Source organism: Xanthomonas bonasiae (assembly GCF_017163705.1).
Classification (GTDB): Bacteria; Pseudomonadota; Gammaproteobacteria; order Xanthomonadales; family Xanthomonadaceae; genus Xanthomonas_A; species Xanthomonas_A bonasiae.
This window is the reverse complement of sequence record NZ_JAFIWB010000059.1, coordinates 1-2,097: the sequence shown is the minus strand read 5'-3', so window position 1 is coordinate 2,097 and position 2,097 is coordinate 1. Positions and strand designations below refer to the sequence as shown.

Genomic DNA, 2,097 nt, shown 5'->3' with positions numbered 1-2,097 from the left:
CAGGATCTCGTGCGCCGCCACCAGGCGCGGCAGCGCCAGCCGAACCCGCTCGCGCGCCGATGCCGCCGATGCCTCGACCAGGACAGCGCACTGGCTGCGACACCAGCGCGCACCCTGCCAGCGCCAGCTGCGCGACTGCTGCAGGGACAACGAAAAGCCATTCGACGATGTTCCGGTTTCCATGATGCTCCGACAAAGCTTGCCAATACGGGGTCGGGTCGCGATCGCACCCTTTCTTCGTTGCGGATCAGACGTCGATCCAAGACCATGCCGCGCCACGCCCGGTTCCGCGAACACGGGCGACGCACCGCTTGCGCAGCCCGATCCCATGCGCGGCACGCTGGTCCAGCGCGAAATGATCGGGACTCATACCCTTCCCTCGGCGTCGACGGTGTTCAAGGGCACTCTGGCTTCGCCCTTCGCCACGATCGCCTTGAGCTTGCCGAACTTGCTGCTCTTGCGCTGAAGCTTCTCCCGCTCCAGCGCCTCGCGTTCGTCCGGGCTCATCAACTCAATCGCGCTCAGCGCGGATTCGGGGCGCTCAAGCATCTGGCCGAGCAGATGGCGCAACTGCATGGACAATATTTCCACCGCAGAAGTCGAGAACACCGCCGTGTCGTGGATCCAGGTGGCCTGCAAGCGGCCGTCCACCTGCCCTGCGTACAGCGTGAGATCGAACTTTGCGATCTGCTGCCTGTCCACCCAGACCGACACGTCCAGTCCCTGCAGGCGCAGCGGTTCGTCGGAAAAATCCTGCAATACGAACAGCATCTGAAAAAACGGCGAGCGCGAAGCGTCGCGCGATGGCGCGAATTCCGACACCAGCGTGGAGAACGGAACATCCTGGTGATCGAGCGCACCGACGACCGTGTCGCGGGTCGACGCCAGCAGCGCCTCCACGCTTGGATCCCCGCCCAAGTCGGTGCGCAACACCAGCTGATTGACGAAGAAACCGATCAGCTCTTCGACCTCGCTGCGGTTGCGGCCAGCCACCGACGTGCCGATGGCCACGTCAAAGCTGCCGCTGTTGCGGGCGACCAGCACGTTCAAGGCCGCCACCAGCACCATGAACAGCGTCATGCCGCGTGCGTGCGCGAAACCTTGTAAGCGCTCGACGACCCCGCTGTCCAGCTCGAAGGTGAACGATCCCGACCCCGACGGTTCGGCCGCGGCCGCCTGCAACGACATCGGCGAAGGCGCGAGCCCCGCCAGGCGCCGCCGCCAGTATTCGATTTGTGGTTGCAGCTTTTCTTCCGCGAGCATCCCACGCTGCCAACTGGCGTAGTCGGCGTACTGCAATGCCAACGGCGGCAATGCGCTCGGAGCGCCCGAAACGACGGCGTTATAGTGCAGAGACAGTTCGCGCTGCAGCAGACCCAGCGACCAACCGTCCGACGCGATATGGTGCACGTTGAAAATCAACACATGCCGAGCCGGCGACAGTGTCAGCAGCGCGACCGAGAACGGCGCAGCCGCGGCGAGATCGAACACCTTGCGGCCCTCTTCACGAATCCTGGCGAGCAGCGGTGAACAGGCATCGATCGCCAGATCCGCCGCCTGCAGATGCTGCAGATCGGAAGCCTCGATTGCGAAGCGCTCCGAGGCTGGCAGCGCTCGCTGCCAGACCACGCCATCGCGCTGTTGATACACCGTGCGCAGCACATCGTGCCGGCGCAACACATCGGCGAACGCCGATTCGAGGGCCTCGATGTCGAGGCTGCCGCGCAGGTCCCACACGTGCGTTCCGTTGTAGGTGGCGGTCGCGCCTTCCAGCATGTGCGTCACCCACAGGCGCTGCTGTCCCGGCGATGCGACCGTCCATTCGCCACTGCGGGTGGTGGAGGTCAGCGGCAGTTGCGGGATCGGGGCCGCGCTCACCATGCCGATCCGCGCCGCCATGCCGGCGATCGTCGGGTCTTTGAAGAACGCACTGAGCGGCACGGCGGCGCCAATGGCGCGCTTGGCGCCGGTAAGCACGCGCGTTACCAGCAGGGAGTTTCCGCCGAGCTCGAAGAAGTCATCGTCGATCCCGACCTGGGCGACGCCCAGCACGTGTTGCCAGACCTCCGTCAGTTGCGCTTCTACCGCATTGGTCGG

2 protein-coding genes are annotated in these 2,097 nt (G+C 65.2%); both read right to left on the bottom strand.

Translation table 11 applies throughout. From position 1 onward, the window contains the following. Positions 1 to 183 (bottom strand): hypothetical protein (locus tag JR064_RS22880; RefSeq protein WP_206231239.1); only part of this gene is annotated, 183 nt, incomplete at its 3' end. 183 nt (positions 184 to 366) lie between these two features. Further along, positions 367 to 2,097: condensation domain-containing protein (locus JR064_RS22875; protein WP_241093260.1), on the bottom strand; the 1,731-nt coding region annotated here is incomplete at its 5' end.